The following is a 16,321-nucleotide window of genomic DNA, read 5'->3' as shown; positions in this document are numbered from 1 at the left end:
TGTATATTTGAAAAAAGTTATCATGACAACAAAAGACAACATATTAAAAACTCTGAAATCGAATAAGCAGAAACTTTCTAAATTCGGTATTCGAAATGTTGGTTTGTTTGGTTCTTATATTCGGGATGAACAATCTTTTGAAAGTGATATAGATTTATTGATTGATTTTGAACCTGACAAAGAAAACTTTGATAATTACATGGCGGTTTATGACTTCTTTGAGAACCTATTCAAAAATGAGAAAATCGAAGTTGTTACTAAAAATGGTTTAAGTCCATACATTGGTTCCAAAATTTTAAACGAAGTTCAATATGTCTAAAGATACTACAGAATATCTTAGACACATTCAAGACGAATGTACGTATATCTTATCTGTCAGCAAAAATTTATCATTTGAAGATTTTCTTAAAGATGAAACTCTAAAACGTGCAGTCGTGCGAAGTTTAGAAATCATTGGAGAAGCTACCAAAAAAATCCCTTCGGATTTTAAAGCTGATAATGATTCTATTCAATGGAAAAATATGGCTGGCATGCGAGATAGACTTATCCACGACTACATGGGAGTAAATTATACTATTGTTTGGGACGTAATGAAAAATAAAATTCCTGAGATTAATAAGCTAATTTCAAATTTCTTAACTGAAGAATAAAACAAAATTTAATTCATCATATTTTATAAAAACATAAGTTCTTTAACTTATAATCTCTAATGACAGTTAGGAGTCTGCTGTACAAATAAACTCACATTAGAAGGAGAAATATATGGAATTCCAAGTCCTAATCCTCTAAGAATAAACAAAACTCCAATAATTACAGCAACATAAGGAATTGCCTTTTGGATTTTATTTCTGAAAGGCAATTTTAGTAATGAATCCACATATACTACAATTGTCATCAACGGTATAGTTCCAATTCCGAATAAGAGCATATACAAAACACCAAAACTGGCACTTTGCATAGCGATTGCTCCAAACAGCGCTACATAAACCATTCCGCATGGAAGAAATCCATTTAGCAGACCAATTGTAAAAAGAGATTTATAACTCCTGTTTTTAAATTGAGCTCCGAGGTTTGATTTAATTTTAGAAATAATTCTATAAACCGGTTTTGAAAAATTATAATTCGCAAATTTTTTCTCTGGAATCAAAACCACAATGATCATGATTACCCCAATAATGATGGACATTTTCTGTTGTAATCCCGCAAGGAAAAAACCTCTTCCTAGTAATCCAAAAATCAATCCGATTATCGCATAAGCGGTCAATCTTCCCAAATGATACGTCAAAATCTGTGTTACTTTTTTGGCTTCATTTTGTCTGTCAACAGGAAGCATCATGGCAATTGGTCCGCACATGCCGACACAGTGCAGACTACTGATAAGTCCTAATATGAATGCTGAAAACAACATATTAATTAATTTTTAATTGCAAATCCTCATAACTTGTCCCTACAGGACATTTTATCTATGGATATTTTTTTTCTACTGATGAATTGATCCTAGCGGATCAAATCTTTAGAACCTAAATTAATTGACGTAAATCACTTCTTTGGTTAAATATTTTTTGCCTTCGTACTGCCATTCCATATTGACATCCCAGCGTCCTTTTATTAATTTTTTATGAGGAATAATGATAGAAGAGTTTGTTAAAGCAATTTTGGTATTAAAGTCAAACTTTTTATTTGAAGGACGATACAACAAAATATTCCCTTGTACTTTATCGCTTTCAAATCCGGCTGGAAAAGTTACAGCTACTCCACTATTTGTATATTTGATTAATGGTTTGTGCTGTAAATCGTGTGCGTTTTGAATTCTCGCCATTTCTTCCTGAAAATGAGTGTCGTGTTTATAGTATTCTTCGACAACCAAATCATTATCGTATTTCGAATTTGACTGTACTTCAAAAACAAAATATAAAATAAATGTCATAAACAGTCCAAATGCAATGACGATTCCGGTACCCCAATTAATTTTCATAGTGGTAAATTTTTAATTAAAACTGCGTGGTCCTAAGAAATTTGTTGTTGTTGTTTCTATGAGTTCAGAACCATTGTAAACTCCTATTTTTACTTTTGTTTTATCACTTTCTAATAAAACTTCATTAATTTCTATAAATAATGTTCCTTGAGAAATTCCCTCTTTTGCAACTTTAAAATGTCTTTTTGCGACATTCTTAATTTCACCTTTCTGATCGATTAGCTCAAAATGAATATCATTGTAATCTTTCATGGTTTTGTTTACAATCTTATAAGTGTAAACATTACTGATTTTATCTCCGTTATGCTGGAATAATTGTCCCGGTAAACGCAGAACAACTGCCTGAACATCAGTTCTTAAAAACAGCATTCCAACAAAAATACTTAATAAAATAAAGAGCACTGCTGTATATCCTTTCATTCTAGCCGTAAATCTGAAAGGCTCTTTTTTAGCAATTTCGTCTTCAGAAGCGTAGCGAATAAGACCTTTTGGCAATCCTACCGATTCCATTATATGATCACATTCGTCGATACAAGCGGTACAGTTAGTACATTCTAACTGCGTTCCGTTTCTAATATCAATTCCCATCGGGCAAACGTGAACACATTGAAGACAATCAATACAATCCCCTTTTCCTGTTAAGGCACGGTCTTCTTTCTTATTGAATTTTGCACGGCCTTCTTCTTTTTCTCCTCGCACAAAATCATAAGCCACATTAATCGATTTATTGTCTAAAAGAACGCCTTGTAATCTTCCATACGGACAGGCAATAATACAAACCTGTTCACGAAACCATACAAAAACAAAGTAAAAAATACCTGTGAAAATAAGAAGCGCAATAAAGTTACTTGCTTCTTTAACAGGACCTTCTTTTATCATTACAAACAAAGTATCACTTCCAACTAGATAAGCTAGAAACACATTGGCAATAAGAAAAGAAATCAGGAAGAAAATAGTCCATTTAAGAAGTCTTTTTCTAATTTTCTCACCATTCCATTCCATTCTTGCCAAACGGCTTTGTGAACCGCGATCTCCATCAATCCAATATTCGATACGACGGAAAACCAACTCCAGAAAAATAGTCTGCGGGCAAATCCAGCCGCAAAAAATCCTTCCGAAAACGACTGTAAATAGGATAACAAATACAACGCCTACAAGCATTGAAATTACGAAGAGATAAAAATCCTGTGGCCAGAAAGGAAAACCAAAAATATTAAAACGACGTTCCAGAATATTGAACATCATAAATTGGTTTCCGTTTACTTTAATAAACGGATTTATAAATAGAATTGCGAGTAAAAGGTAACTTACAATTTTTCTGTAATCGTAAAATTTACCAGACGGTTTTTTAGGAAAGATAAATTTCCGTTTACCACCTTCATCTATAGTTCCAATGGTATCTCTAAACGCTTCGTCTGGTAAATTTGACATGATATTTGTATTCTAATTATTTTTTTACTGTTGTGGTATCTTTAGTAGGTATAGCTGCTCCTGCATCTGTTTTGGGAGCACTGTCATCAACCCAAACTTCTCCTTCCGGTTCTTTTGGATCTTTTGGATTACTTCCTTGTAATGACAGAATGTAACTTGCTACTTTCTGAATTTCTTTTGGCTTTAAGGTTCCTTTCCATGAAATCATACCTTTACCATCTCGGCCTCCGTTTGTAATCGTGTGGAAAAGATTTTTAATTCCTCCTCCTAAAATCCAACGGTCATCTGTTAGGTTTGGTCCGATTTGTCCTCCTGCATCTGCTCTGTGGCAGGCTACACAGTTTGTGGTGAAGATTTCTTTTCCTGCCGCTAAACTTGCATCATCTGTAAGCAAAACAACTGTTTTTTCATCCATTAAATCTGGAGCAGTTTTCAGATACTCTTCCACATCAATTTTTGCCTGAGCCATTTCTTTTTTCAGTTCCATTTCCTGATTATCGGCTCCTAAAACATCATAACGAACTACATAAATAACTCCGAAAATGATACAGATATAGAATAAATAGACCCACCAAGGCGGTAAATTGTTGTCAAGCTCTTTGATTCCGTCATAATCATGATCCATTAAAAGCTCACCTTCTTTTTCAATTGGTGATGTTTTGGTCAGCTTTTGCATCAAGTTTTTAAACCAAGTGCTTTCTTTTAAGCTTAAACTTTCTTCAAATTCTTTTTTCGCTTTTTCTTCTGGTGTCATTAATTGATACATGACACGATTTACAGCACTAAGCGTAATCTCAATTGCAATTAAAATGAACAAGAAGACAAATAAAAACAGCGACACCATTGGGTATTTTATAAATGCTGCTCTGTCACCTGAGTCTACGAAATACTCCATCAAACCGAATACGATGAAGAAAATCAACGGTACTCTAACATATACTGGGAAAAATTTTTTCATTTTTATATCTCTTTTGTAATTACAACAAGCCCTTCATCTAAAGGAATACTACTCATTTCCTGAATTTTGTCTTTTCTATAAGAGAATACCCAAAAGCCTAATCCTACAAAGAAGAAGAAGAAAATCAAGAGGGAAATAATCGGGTATAATTCTACACCCGATATTGTTTCCATATTGTGTTTTATTTGTTCGAACATAATGCTGTTATTTCGTTTCTTTTACTTTAATATCAGTACCAAGTCTTTGAATGTAGGCAATCAAAGCAACGATTTCTCTTTCGTTCATTGGAACGAATTGCTCTCCTTTTGCAGCCGCTTTTTTCTTGCTGTCTTCATAACTTTTTACAAAGTCAGGATCGCTTTCTAAACTCTTCTCTATTTTAACAGCCTGAGTTCTTAAAGTTTTCTCAGCATTCGCAACATCTTCAGGAGTATATGGTACACCTAAAGTAATCATAGCCTGCATTTTCTTTTGTGTTAGAGAAATATCAAGAGGTTTGTTGTCAAATAACCATTTGTAACCTGGCATAATTGATCCGGCAGATGTACTTTGCGGATTCCACATATGATTAAAGTGCCAGTTATCATTGTATTTACCACCAACTCTTAATAAATCCGGACCTGTACGTTTTGATCCCCACAAGAATGGATGATCGTAAACAAATTCTCCAGCTTTTGACTGCACTCCATAACGTTCTACTTCACTTCTAAATGGACGAACTGACTGTGAGTGACAACCCACACAACCTTCTCTGATGTATAAATCACGTCCTTCCAATTCTAACGGCGTATATGGTTTTACACTTGAAATTGTCGGGATATTTGATTTTACCATAATCGTTGGTACAATCTGAATGATACCTCCAATTAAAATGGCGATTGTAGCCAGAATTGTCAATTGGATTGGTTTTCTTTCTAACCAAGAGTGGAATTTCTCTCCTCTTACTCTTCCGCTGCTGATTCTTTGTAAAGCAGGAGCCTGAGCTAATTCGTCTTCCACTGGCGAACCTTGTCTAACTGTCATTATGATGTTATAAACCAATGTCAGCATACCTACTAAGTACAAAGTACCACCAATAGCTCTCATCCAATACATTGGCATAATAGCCGTTACGGTTTCAAGGAAGTTACCGTAAGTTAAAGTTCCATCTGGATTAAATTGTTTCCACATAGAAGCTTGTTGAAAACCAGCTACATATAACGGAATTGTATAAACGATAATCCCTAAAGTACCAATCCAGAAATGGAAGTTTGCCAATTTCTTAGAGAACAAATCTGTTTTTGTCATTCGTGGAATCAACCAATATATAATCGCAAATGACATAAAACCATTCCAAGCTAAAGCTCCAACGTGTACGTGGGCTACGATCCAGTCTGTATAGTGTGCAATAGCATTTACATTTTTAAGAGAAAGCATCGGCCCTTCAAACGTTGCCATTCCGTATCCTGTAATTGCTACTACAAAGAATTTTAAAACTGGTTCTTCACGAACTTTATCCCAAGCACCTCTTAGCGTTAAAAGTCCATTAATCATACCTCCCCAAGATGGAGCAATTAACATTACTGAGAAAGCTACTCCTAAATTCTGTGCCCAGTTTGGCAATGCAGAATATAATAAGTGGTGAGGCCCCGCCCAGATATAGATAAAGATTAAAGACCAAAAGTGGATAATTGATAATCTATAAGAATAAACAGGTCTGTTGGCAATCTTTGGTACAAAATAGTACATCAATCCTAAAAACGGAGTAGTTAGGAAAAATGCAACCGCGTTATGTCCGTACCACCATTGTACTAATGCATCCTGAACCCCAGCATAAACAGAATAACTTTTTAAACCGGAAACTGGAATTTCGATATTGTTAAAAATGTGTAATACTGCTACTGTTACAAATGTTGCCAGATAAAACCAGATTGCTACGTACAAGTGACGCTCTCTACGGCGTAACATGGTACCAATCATGTTGATTCCCATTACCACCCAGATTAAAGCAATTGCAATATCGATTGGCCATTCTAATTCTGCATATTCTTTAGAAGAAGTATAACCTAACGGAAGTGTAATTGCAGCAGCCACAATAATCAACTGCCAGCCCCAGAAATGAAGATTACTTAAAAAATCACTAAACATTCTGGCTTTTAATAATCTCTGCATAGAATAATACATTCCGGCAAAGAAGGCATTACCCACAAAGGCAAAAATAACAGCGTTGGTGTGTAATGGTCTTAAACGGCCGTAGCTAAGCCACGAGATCCCATCTGTGATGTTGGGAAAAAGGTACATTACCGCAAGGGTAAGCCCCACTAACATACCCACAACTCCAAAGAGTATTGTGGCGTAAATGAATTTTTTTACAATTTTGTTGTCGTAATAAAACTGTTCCATTTCCATAATTATACTTGTTTTTCTTCGATTGGTGAATTATTATTTTGGGAAATAATTTTGGTCTCATCGTCAAAAAGAATTCTGACTGAAGGTGTATAATCGTCGTCGTACTGGCCAGATTTGACAGCAATAATGAAAGCAATGAAGAAACAAATTGCTACGAAAATACTTACTGAAATTAAAAGATAAATAACACTCATACCGTAAATTTATGTTAACAAAATTACTAGGCAATCGGCGTTTAAAATATGATAATTATCATGCTCAGAGAAGAATAATAAAAATAAAAAAAATATCTTTTGAATTATTTAAAACTATTCTAAATTACTATTACTGAAATAGTTAGACATAAAAGTAACGAAACTGACTATGGTAATTGTACTCAACGGCATAATGATCGCAGCAACAAGCGGAAGAAGGTTTCCTGTGACCGCAAATGCCAATCCAATAACGTTGTAGAGCAATGATAAACCAAAACTCATCTTGATGATAAAAATCGCCTTATGTGAAAGCTTTAAAAAGTAGTCTAAACGTGAAAATTCAGAAGCGTCTAAAATAGCATCGCAAGCCGGTGAAAAGACATTTACATTCTCCGAAATCGAAATTCCGACATTACTTTGTGCCAAAGCTCCGGCATCGTTCAAACCGTCTCCAACCATCATGACATTCTTTCCTTTCTCCTGCAGTTTTTTTATGAATTCGAGTTTCTGATCTGGTTTTTGATTGAATACTAATTCAGTGTTTTTAGGGAGAATGGCTTCAAGATTGGCTCTTTCTCCATCATTATCTCCGGAAAGCACTTTGATTTCGTAGTCTTTATTCAGTTTTGAAAAAAGTGTTTCCAGTCCTTCCCTATATTGGTTTTGGAAAACAAATTTTCCGAAATAAACTCTATCAATTTTAATATGTAAAGCTGTTTTTTCAATTTCTGAACCATCAGAAACCAAATTATCCACAAATTGTCCAGAACCAATTTTAATTTCTTTATTTTCGGCAACAGCCAAAATTCCTTTCCCTGTAATCTCCTGAAATTCAGAAACGTTAACTCTTTTTGTTTCGGGTAGAAAATCATACAACATTCGGCTCAACGGATGATTTGACGCACGTAAAACATTCTTAATCAAAATACTTTTTTCATCAGAAATAAAATTTCCTTCATATAAAATATTTGATTTTTTATTGGTTGTAATGGTTCCTGTTTTATCGAAAACAATCGTGTCAACTTTGGCTAATTGTTCAATAACAACAGCATTTTTGAGATAGAATTTCTTCTTTCCTAAAATTCTCAAAATATTACCAAAAGTAAACGGAGCTGTAAGTGCCAATGCACATGGACAAGCCACAATTAAAACCGCTGTAAAAACATTAAAAGCAATATTAGCATCGATAGAAATCCAATAACCAAAACCAGCAAATGCAATTAGCAATAAAATAGGGGTAAAATAACGGCTTATTGCATCTGTAATGGTCTTGTGTTTTTGATCTACTTTTTTCTGAAAGATTTCGTTACTCCACAATTGAGTTAAATAACTTTGGGAAACCGAATGCAAAACTTCCATTTCGATTACTTTTCCAATCTGTTTCCCGCCAGCAAAAACCTTATCTCCTGATTTTTTGGTAATTGGAATAGCTTCTCCGGTCACGAAACTATAATCAATATCGGCGCTTTCACTGATTAAAATACCATCAACCGGGATTAATTCCTGATTACGAATCAATAAACGATCTCCTTTTACAACATCGTAAATCGCAACATTATCTTCTGAAGCATCTTTATTGATTTTGGTAACAGCAATTGGAAAATAAGATTTAAAATCTCTTTCAAAACTCAAAAAACTATAGGTTTTAGTTTGGAACATTTTCCCTAAAAGCATAAAGAACACCAAACTGGCTAAACTGTCAAAGAAACCAGGTCCGTGATCCATAAGCATATCGTAAGTACTTCGAACAAACATCACAATAATCCCCAACGCAATTGGAATATCGATATTTAACATTCTTGTTCGAATGCTGTGATAAGCCGAAATATAATAGCCGCTTGCAGAATATAAGAAACTTGGCAGTGCTAAAAGAAATATCAATAATCTGAAAAACGGTTTGTAGCTATCTAACCAGAATTCCTTCATTTCGAAATATTCCGGAAACGAAAGCAGCATGATATTTCCAAAACAGAAAAAGGCAACACCCAATTTATAGGTTAAACTTCTGTCAACTTTTGTTTTTCCAGTTTCATAATTTTCTAAACTGATGTAAGGTTCGTAACCAATTGAGCTCAACAGATACACGATTTCTTTTAAAGAAACAGTATCTGAATTGAACGTAATTCGAACTCTTTTTTCATGGAAATTAACCTGAGAAATGCTAATTCCAGGCTGTAATCGGTTTAGGTTTTCTAAAATCCAAATACAAGAACTGCAATGGATATGCGGAATATTTAAAGAAACAATAGCCGTGTTTCCTTCCTGAAACTCCAATACTTTTGAAAGTATGGCTTCATTATCTAAAAAATCGTATTTCCCTGCAATGTCCTGTGGTGTGGCACCAGGCGATTTTTCGAAATCATAATAAGAGGTTAAATTGTTGCTGCTGAAAATTTCATACACTGTTTTACAGCCGGCACAACAAAACTTTTTATCATCAAAATCAATTTCTTCATTTTGTTCAATAGTTAAACCACAATGAAAACAACTTTGCTCCCTCATAAACTTGTTTTTATTTGCCACAAATTTCCAATTAAAGCACAATTATTAAGATGATAATTGTCATGTTATACCTAAATTGAATTCTAATTAAACCTGATTAAGAGCATTCAAAATAGCAACAATTCTAATTTATAATAATTTTACGATATAATAATGGCTAAAACTCTTAAATATTTTTAATTTTGTCCCAAACAAATATTGTCATGAATAAATGTGATCAATGCATTGTACGCCAGCTTAGCTCTTTAAAAGCCCTTAACAAAGAAGAAGTTATAAAATTAGCCAGCAGTAAAACCACTTACAAAATTAAAAAAGGAGAAGCCATTTTTGAAGAAGGCGAAGTAACCAATGGAGTATTTTGTGTGAAAGACGGTGTTGGTAAACTCTCCAAATTGAGTGCAAACGGAAAAGACCAAATTGTAAAATTGGTAAAATCCGGAGAACTTCTTGGCCAACGTTCAATGATTAGCAATGAACCGGCAAACTTAACAGCCAAAGCGATTGCAGACATGGAAGTTTGTTTTATTCCGAAAGCCGAAATCATCAATTTCTTTAACAGCAACAATCAGTTTTCTTTAAATATGATGCAGTCTGTCTGCGAAGATTTAAAAGAATCTGAAAACGAGAAAATTGCTTTGGTTCAGAAAACTGTGAAACAAAGACTGGCTGAAACTTTACTTCAATTACACGAAGCTTTTGGAGAAGATACAGATAAAACCCTGAAAGTTCAACTGACAAGAGAAGAACTTGCAGGAATTATTGGTACTGCAACCGAAAGCTGCATTCGTTTATTATCTGATTTTAACAAATCAGAATTGATTGAATTGGTTGGTAAAAAGATTATGCTTAAAAATGTTCGTGCTTTAAAGAAACTAGCCGAAAATTAAAGCTTTTTGGCTTCATTCCAAAAAACATCCATTTCGCTAAGCGTCATATCTGATAAAGATTTTCCTAATTCGCCTGCTTTACTTTCTAAGTATTGAAATCGTTTAATGAATTTTTTATTGGTTCTTTCTAATGCGTCTTCTGGATTTACTTTTAAAAATCGGGCATAATTAATCATAGAAAACAAAACGTCTCCAAATTCGTCTTCAATTTTATCCTGATTTCCGGATTTGACTTCGTCTTGCAGTTCTTGCAATTCCTCTTGTACTTTATCCCAAACCTGATGAGGTTCTTCCCAGTCAAAACCTACACCCTTTACTTTGTCCTGAATTCTGCTCGCTTTTACTAAAGCCGGAAGACTTTTTGGAACGCCTTCCAAAACGGATTTCTTTCCTTCTTTTAGTTTTAATTTCTCCCAGTTTTGTTTGACTTCTTCTTCATTCTCTACTTTTACATCTCCATAAATATGAGGATGACGATGAATGAGCTTATCACAGATTTCATTGCAGACATCAGCAATATCAAAATCGTTTGTTTCACTGCCTATTTTAGCATAAAAAACAATATGCAAGAGTAAATCACCTAATTCTTTTTTAACTTCATTTAAATCATTATCCAGAATAGCATCTCCCAGTTCGTAAGTTTCTTCGATTGTTAAATGTCTTAATGTCTGCAGGGTTTGTTTTTTGTCCCACGGACATTGTTCACGAAGTTCATCCATGATGTTTAGTAGTCTTTCAAACGCTTTTAACTGGTTTTCTCTATTCATTTTATGAAATCTTTTGAATTTAAATCCCGATTCTGTAAAATTAAAAAATCCTGTCAAGAAACATCTCAACAGGATTCATTTATTATATAAAGAAAATATACTATTCTTCTTTTTTCGCTTTTGCTTTTTTAGCAGCCGGAGCTTTTTTAGGTTTTTCTTCAGCAACCGGAGCTTCTTCTTTTGGCTCTTCAGCAGCCGGAGCTAAATCTGTTACCAAACCTTTAGCCTGAAGCGTGTTGTACCAGCTTAATACTTTTTTGATGTCAGATGGATATACTCTTTCTTCGTCATAAGTTGGAAGAATTTCTTTGAAATAAGCAGCTAAAGTAGCATTATCTTCTTTATGAGAAATCGCTTGTCCTTTGTTCTCTTTAACGGCAATTTGCTGCATTACTTCAGTTAACGGTTTTTCACCTTCATAAGTATAAATCGAAATTTCAGACAATAAACTTACATTGCTTTTTAGATTTACAGTAATCTTCTTCCCATCAATTAATGATTCCGCCACAAAACCTGTACGAGTTTGAACTTTCAATTCGTATAAACCTGGTTTTCCTGAAATGGCTAAAATTTTCGTTAAATTCATTTTATTAAATTTTGTATTAAGAATTTGATTTATTTTTTGTTTCTAAATCTTTTTAGAAAACTTATCTTCCTTTTTTGGCCGCAAAAAACTTCATTCTATATTCCTGAAACGTTTTACCTTCAGTAATATTTTTAAGTTTCTTTTGGATTAAACGTTTTTTAAGAGACGAAATTTTATCTGTAAATAAAATCCCCTCAATATGGTCATACTCGTGCTGAATTACTCTTGCAATTAAACCATCAAACACTTCAGTTTTCATTACAAAATCTTCTTCACAGTATTCTATTGTTACAGTTGGTTTTCTGTAAACATCTTCACGCACATCCGGAATACTCAAACATCCTTCATTAAAACCCCACTCTTCTCCTTCTTCTTTTACGATTTTAGCATTGATGAAAGTCTTTTTAAACCCTTTCAAATCTTTTTGTTCCTCTGAAGGAAGATCCTCATCATCACTAAAAGGTGTTGTATCAATAACAAACAAACGAATTGGCAGTCCAACCTGCGGTGCCGCAAGCCCAACTCCGTACGCATTATACATCGTCTCGTACATATTTGCGATCGTTTCTTTTAGGTTTGGATATTCCGGCGTAATGTCCTGCCCTACTTTTCTTAAAACAGGATCACCGTATCCTACAATTGGTAAAATCATTTGTTTTTATTTTTGTTTTTAGGTGCTGAAAAAACAGAAGTAAAGTTCTGATATTTCAGCTGGCAAAAATAGTAAAAAATAGTCAATGAATAATTCTATTACAATTTTATCTCATATTTTTTCCTAACCGCTAAAAATCTCAGCTATAATTATGCCAAAATCACTGGTACAATTCTTAACTTTGCTAATAAACGGCTCTTTATGATTGATAAAATTTCAAAATTTACAAACAGCACATCTTTCCTGAATGCTTCTAAAGTAACTATTGCTTCTGTTGTACCTGTTTTAGTTTTAAATTTTTTAGGTCATTTTGAAATTGGTTTTACAATCGCTTTAGGAGCTTTTTATACCTATCCCAGTGATATACCGAGTTCTTTAATTCATAAAATAAAAGGATTAATTGCTGCTTCATTTATTGTTTCCGGTGTAAATCTTCTGGTCAATCTGGCCTATCCTTATCCGCTGTTATTTTATCCTTTTTTAGGAATTCTATTGTTTGCCTGTTCTATGATTTCGGTTTACGGACAGCGTGCAACTTTAATTTCATTCTCAGCTTTATTATCTATTTCGCTTTCATTTGGACATTTGCATGAAGGCTGGGAAGCATTCGAATATTCAGGATTTATATTTATTGGAGGGATTTTATATCTAATCGTTTCGCTTGTATTTCATTTTGTACAACCTTATAAATATGTTGAGTTACAAATTGCTGAAGGTATAAAGCTTACCGCTAAATATTTAAAACTAAGAGGTGACTTATGGAGTCCCGAAGCGAATAGAAGAGCCATTATCGAAAAACAATTGGCTGTTCAGGTTGAGTTAAATCTTATTCATGAGGATTTAAGAAAAATGCTCATTGGAAACCAAAATGCTTCCGGAACCACAAGTCAGAACCGAAAAATGCTTTTGGTTTTTATTACTTTGGTCGAAATTCAGGAACTCGCCCTTTATACTTCTTTTGACCACAGTAAACTTCACGAGAAATTTGCTAAACATCCTGACGTTTTAAGAACCTATCAAAATGTTGCTTACAAACTGGCTTCGACATTAAAAAAACTATCTAAAAATGTAAATCATATTAGTGTTTACGTTGACAAACAAGATTTAAAAAACGAATTGGACGCTTTAGAATTTGCCATTTTTGATTATGAAAAAACATTAGGAAAAGACGAAGCTGCCGAAGGTGTTTTGATGCTGACCAATATGCTGAAATATGCCAAAAATCAGGTTGGTAAAATCAAAATTATTCAGCGTGCGCTTTCTTTGGCCATGCAATCTTATAAACTGAAAGACAAAGATAAAGAACTGGAGAAATTCTTGACTCCTCAATATTATCCGCTTCGAACTTTAATTGAGAATTTATCTTATTCTTCTTCTATTTTCAGGCATTCGTTACGATTAACCATCACAATTTTAATTGGTTTTTTTATTGGACAGATACTTCCCTTTCAGAATGTTTATTGGATTCTACTCACGATAGTGGTCATCATGCGTCCAGGTTACGGATTGACAAAAGAGCGATCGTATCATAGAATGTTCGGAACTGTTTTGGGAGGGATTTTAGCATTCGGAATTGTATCTTTAATCCAAAATCATGTCGCGCTTAGTATCTTCTCTATAATCTGTATGCTTTTAGGGATTTCGTTTACACAAATCAACTATAAAATCAGCGCTACTTTTGTAACCATGTATGTCGTTTTTATTTATGGCATTCTAACCCCAAACATCAACGAAGTTATACAATTCAGAATTTTAGATTCACTTGCCGGAGCAATTTTAGCCTTTATTGCCAACCAGTTTTTATGGCCGGCATGGGAGTTTATCAATACGCCAATTCATATCGAAAACTCTATTCGAGCGAATAGAAACTACTTAAAAGAGATTGCCGATTTTTATAATAAAAAAGGAGAAGTTCCAACAGCTTACAGATTGGCCAGAAAAAATGCCTTTGTAGAAATTGGAAATCTAATGACTTCTTTTCAACGTATGATGCAGGAACCAAAATCGAAACAAAAAACAATGCCTTTGGTTAATAAATTAGTGGTTCTAAATCACTCCTTACTATCTGCTTTAGCTTCACTATCAACTTATATTCAGTCACATCAGACTACATCTGCTTCGGATTCTTTTAATTATATCATCAAAACGATTTTGGCCAATTTGGATCATTCTATTGCTGTTTTAAGAAATGAAACCATTTTAACTGATACTTTTTTTGAAAAAGAAGATGTGACCCTACAATTTGAAGAATTAAAAAGAAGAAACTTTACCCGATTAGCTGAAGACGATGAATTGGACAAAGAAACCCGTCAGGCCAAAATGCAGGAAGCTTCAATGGTTATTGAGCAGTTAATCTGGATGAGTAATCTAGCAGAAAAAATCCTGAAAAACACAACCGATCTAAAAGCAACAAATCCGGATTAATTCATCCGGATTTGTTGTTTAATTCACTATTTAAGAGAAGTTTATTTTATCTTCAAAACTTCTGCTGTATGTTTTCTAAGCTCTGCTAAAAGCTCTGGTTTATCATTTAAAGTCTGACCGTAAGAAGGAATCATTATTTTTAATTTTGCTTCCCATTCCGGTGTTTTAATCTGATTAGTAAAACATCTGCTAATCAAATCCACCATAATTCCTACCGCAGTAGAAGCTCCCGGCGAAGCACCTAATAAAACTGCTAAAGTTCCATCGTGTGTGTTGATTACTTCTGTACCAAATTCTAAAATTCCACCCTCTTTTTCATCTTTTTTGATTACCTGAACGCGTTGTCCTGCTTTCTCCAATTTCCAGTCTTTAGAACGTGCAGTTGGCAAATATTCGCGTAAAGCTTTCATTCTGTCCTTTGGAGACTGACGAACCTGTTCGATCAAATATTTAGTCAACGGAATATTATGATATCCTGCAGCTAACATCGGAATTAAGTTGTTACGCTTAATCGACATTGGCAAATCTAAATAAGAACCATTTTTTAAGAAACGAGTTGAAAATCCTGCAAATGGACCAAAAAGCAATGCTTTTTCACCATCAATTACACGGGTATCGATATGAGGAACAGACATTGGAGGTGCTCCAACGCTTGCTTTTCCGTACACTTTTGCCTGGTGTTTTGCAATTACTTCCGGATTGGTACATTTCAGCCATTGCCCGCTTACCGGAAAACCTCCATAACCATTTCCTTCCGGAACATTTGCTTTTTCTAATAAAGGTAAAGAACCACCACCAGCACCGATAAATACAAATTTAGTATACGCTTTACGTTTTTGACCTGTTGACAAATCTGTAATTTTGATTCTCCATGATTTGTCTTCACGTTGTCTTAGTTTTTTAACTTCGTGATTGAAGTATAGAGTAACACCGTCAAGTTTTTCTAAGTAGTTGAACATACTTCTGGTTAAAGCACCAAAATTAACATCGGTACCAATTTCCATATGTGTTGCTGCTAAATTTTCATCAGCGTTACGTCCTTCCATTACCAGCGGCATCCATTTTTGTAGCTGCTCAAAATCGGTACTGAAAGTCATGTCAGCGAAGATTGGATTGCTCTGAAGCGCTTCAAATCTCTTTTTTAAATAATTTACGTTTTTATCTCCCCACACAAAACTCATATGAGGTACGCTTTTAATAAAATTTTCAGGAGAAGGCACTTTGTTTTGCTGCACTAGGTAAGACCAAAACTGGCGCGAAATCTCAAATGATTCAGCAATACTTATTGCTTTTTTAGGATCGATACTGCCGTCTGCCTTTTCTGGAGTATAATTGAGTTCACAAAAAGCAGAATGTCCGGTTCCGGCATTGTTCCAGGCATCTGAACTTTCAGCTGCTGCAACATCTAATCTTTCGTAAATTTCAATTTTTATATCAGGTTGTAATTCTTTCAAAATTACTCCTAGAGTGGCACTCATAATTCCAGCTCCAATGAGTACTACATCACTATTTGAACGTATGGTTTCGTCAGGCATAACAGTATTTTTATTTAAAGTG

16 protein-coding genes are annotated in these 16,321 nt (G+C 34.2%); 4 read left to right on the top strand and 12 right to left on the bottom strand.

Going from position 1 to position 16,321, the window contains the following annotated elements; genetic code table 11:
* Window positions 1–22 precede the first annotated feature (22 nt).
* Together HYN56_RS13880 and HYN56_RS13875 are read left to right on the top strand one after the other, a co-directional pair.
* A complete protein-coding gene (locus HYN56_RS13880; protein ID WP_109192725.1) occupies window positions 23–319 on the top strand; it encodes a nucleotidyltransferase family protein in 297 nt (98 codons plus the stop codon).
* Window positions 312–650 (top strand): HepT-like ribonuclease domain-containing protein, encoded by a 339-nt coding sequence (locus tag HYN56_RS13875; RefSeq protein ID WP_109192724.1) that lies wholly within the window; start codon window positions 312–314, stop codon window positions 648–650. The genes HYN56_RS13880 and HYN56_RS13875 overlap by 8 nt, the downstream gene beginning before the upstream one ends.
* 56 nt (window positions 651–706) lie before the next feature.
* Here HYN56_RS13875 and HYN56_RS13870 read toward each other — a convergent pair whose 3' ends face one another.
* From HYN56_RS13870 to HYN56_RS13835, 8 genes are all read right to left on the bottom strand, one after another.
* Window positions 707–1,408 (bottom strand): sulfite exporter TauE/SafE family protein, encoded by a 702-nt coding sequence (locus HYN56_RS13870; protein WP_109192723.1) that lies wholly within the window; start codon window positions 1,406–1,408, stop codon window positions 707–709.
* A 117-nt stretch (window positions 1,409–1,525) separates the two neighbouring features.
* On the bottom strand, window positions 1,526–1,975 hold the full coding sequence (locus tag HYN56_RS13865) for a FixH family protein (RefSeq protein WP_109192722.1): 450 nt from the start codon (window positions 1,973–1,975) through the stop codon (window positions 1,526–1,528).
* 12 nt (window positions 1,976–1,987) lie between these two features.
* On the bottom strand, window positions 1,988–3,406 hold the full coding sequence (ccoG, locus tag HYN56_RS13860; RefSeq protein WP_109192721.1) for a cytochrome c oxidase accessory protein CcoG: 1,419 nt from the start codon (window positions 3,404–3,406) through the stop codon (window positions 1,988–1,990).
* A gap of 16 nt (window positions 3,407–3,422) precedes the next feature.
* Window positions 3,423–4,364, bottom strand: a complete 942-nt coding sequence (locus HYN56_RS13855) for a cbb3-type cytochrome c oxidase N-terminal domain-containing protein (RefSeq protein ID WP_109192720.1) — start codon at window positions 4,362–4,364, stop codon at window positions 3,423–3,425.
* A 2-nt stretch (window positions 4,365–4,366) separates the two neighbouring features.
* Window positions 4,367–4,561, bottom strand: coding sequence for a CcoQ/FixQ family Cbb3-type cytochrome c oxidase assembly chaperone (locus HYN56_RS13850; RefSeq protein ID WP_091491191.1), 195 nt, complete (start codon window positions 4,559–4,561; stop codon window positions 4,367–4,369).
* Window positions 4,562–4,568: 7 nt separating this feature from the next.
* Window positions 4,569–6,752 (bottom strand): cytochrome-c oxidase, cbb3-type subunit I, encoded by a 2,184-nt coding sequence (ccoN, locus tag HYN56_RS13845; protein WP_109192719.1) that lies wholly within the window; start codon window positions 6,750–6,752, stop codon window positions 4,569–4,571.
* 2 nt (window positions 6,753–6,754) lie between these two features.
* The gene (gene ccoS, locus HYN56_RS13840) at window positions 6,755–6,946 is read right to left on the bottom strand and encodes a cbb3-type cytochrome oxidase assembly protein CcoS (protein WP_091491194.1); all 192 of its coding nucleotides are present in this window, start codon (window positions 6,944–6,946) and stop codon (window positions 6,755–6,757) included.
* Window positions 6,947–7,060: 114 nt separating this feature from the next.
* Window positions 7,061–9,448 carry a heavy metal translocating P-type ATPase gene (locus HYN56_RS13835; protein WP_109192718.1) on the bottom strand — a complete coding sequence of 796 codons (2,388 nt, stop codon included), beginning with the start codon at window positions 9,446–9,448 and terminating at the stop codon, window positions 7,061–7,063.
* A gap of 203 nt (window positions 9,449–9,651) precedes the next feature.
* Here HYN56_RS13835 and HYN56_RS13830 point away from each other — a divergent pair, with 203 nt between their 5' ends.
* The gene (locus HYN56_RS13830; protein WP_091491198.1) at window positions 9,652–10,335 is read left to right on the top strand and encodes a Crp/Fnr family transcriptional regulator; all 684 of its coding nucleotides are present in this window, start codon (window positions 9,652–9,654) and stop codon (window positions 10,333–10,335) included.
* Here HYN56_RS13830 and mazG read toward each other — a convergent pair.
* The 3 genes from mazG to def form a co-directional block, all read right to left on the bottom strand.
* Window positions 10,332–11,102, bottom strand: coding sequence for a nucleoside triphosphate pyrophosphohydrolase (mazG, locus tag HYN56_RS13825; RefSeq protein WP_109194803.1), 771 nt, complete (start codon window positions 11,100–11,102; stop codon window positions 10,332–10,334). The two genes, HYN56_RS13830 and mazG, sit on opposite strands and share 4 nt — an antisense overlap.
* A 100-nt stretch (window positions 11,103–11,202) precedes the next feature.
* Window positions 11,203–11,688: a DUF5606 family protein gene (locus tag HYN56_RS13820; protein WP_109192717.1), complete on the bottom strand. Its 486-nt coding sequence runs from the start codon at window positions 11,686–11,688 to the stop codon at window positions 11,203–11,205.
* Window positions 11,689–11,749: 61 nt separating this feature from the next.
* Window positions 11,750–12,340, bottom strand: coding sequence for a peptide deformylase (gene def / locus HYN56_RS13815; protein WP_109192716.1), 591 nt, complete (start codon window positions 12,338–12,340; stop codon window positions 11,750–11,752).
* A gap of 201 nt (window positions 12,341–12,541) precedes the next feature.
* Here def and HYN56_RS13810 point away from each other — a divergent pair, with 201 nt between their 5' ends.
* Window positions 12,542–14,764 (top strand): FUSC family protein, encoded by a 2,223-nt coding sequence (locus HYN56_RS13810; protein WP_109192715.1) that lies wholly within the window; start codon window positions 12,542–12,544, stop codon window positions 14,762–14,764.
* 41 nt (window positions 14,765–14,805) lie between these two features.
* On the opposite strand, the gene HYN56_RS13805 is transcribed toward HYN56_RS13810, so the two are convergent.
* Window positions 14,806–16,299: a malate:quinone oxidoreductase gene (locus HYN56_RS13805; protein WP_109192714.1), complete on the bottom strand. Its 1,494-nt coding sequence runs from the start codon at window positions 16,297–16,299 to the stop codon at window positions 14,806–14,808.
* Between the last annotated feature and the right edge of the window lie 22 nt (window positions 16,300–16,321).

It is taken from the genome of Flavobacterium crocinum (assembly GCF_003122385.1).
In the GTDB taxonomy this organism is placed as follows: domain Bacteria; phylum Bacteroidota; class Bacteroidia; order Flavobacteriales; family Flavobacteriaceae; genus Flavobacterium; species Flavobacterium crocinum.
The sequence above is the reverse complement of the archived record's forward strand: the minus strand, read 5'-3'. Positions and strand labels throughout refer to the sequence as shown.